This window comes from Micromonospora sp. SD12, assembly GCF_052068495.1.
GTDB lineage: Bacteria > Actinomycetota > Actinomycetes > Mycobacteriales > Micromonosporaceae > Micromonospora > Micromonospora echinofusca.
Genome location: NZ_JBQHDF010000056.1, coordinates 1 through 673, shown reverse-complemented (window position 1 = coordinate 673; position 673 = coordinate 1). Strand labels below are relative to the sequence as shown.

1 protein-coding gene is annotated in these 673 nt (G+C 70.1%); it reads right to left on the bottom strand.

Features of this window, described 5'->3' with window-relative positions; translation table 11 throughout:
* Positions 1-61: 61 nt before the first annotated feature.
* A partial coding sequence (locus tag ACTMS2_RS29285; RefSeq protein ID WP_441178270.1) for a C39 family peptidase occupies positions 62-673 on the bottom strand: 612 nt, incomplete at its 5' end.

The following is a 673-nucleotide window of genomic DNA, read 5'->3' as shown; positions in this document are numbered from 1 at the left end:
AAGGGCCGGCCCCCGGGTGGGGGTCGGCCCTTGTCGTCGTTGCGTGGTGCGGGGCTGCTGGTCAGGCGGTGTAGCCGCGGGTGGCGATCCAGTCGGCGAGGTTGTCGACGCTCATGCGGTAGGAGGCCTGGTTGGGGTCGGCGGAGTCGGCGATGGTGACGGTGTTGCCGTTGTCGCGGTAGCCGACGACGCTGATGTAGTGCCCGCCTTCGAAGGAGTGGGTGGTGCCGTCGGTGTCGGTGGCGGTGCCGGCGATGTTGGCGACGACGGCGTGGCCTTCGTCGATGGCGGTGACGATGTCGGCGCGCAGCCTGTCGGTCTGCTTGTCGTCGGCGGTGGGCTCGCGGATCTCGACGGACTGGTAGGCGTCGCGGCCGGTTTCCTTGTTCAGCACGGGGGTGATGTCGTTGATGGAGTTGGTGCCGGCTTCGGTGGTGCCCATGCGCTGGGCCATGCCGTCGACGTCGATGTTCTTGCCCTGCACGCTCAGGGCGTTGCGGGCGGCGGCGGGGCCGCAGTAGTAGAAGTTGGGCTGGGCTTCGTAGCGCACGCCGAGTTCACGCTCGCCACCCTTGCGGTCCTGGGTGGTGGCGGAGACGGGCTTGGTCTGGGTGGGGGCGGCGTAGGCGGTGGTGACGGGGCCGGCGATGGCGCCGCCGGTGAAGGCGAGCCC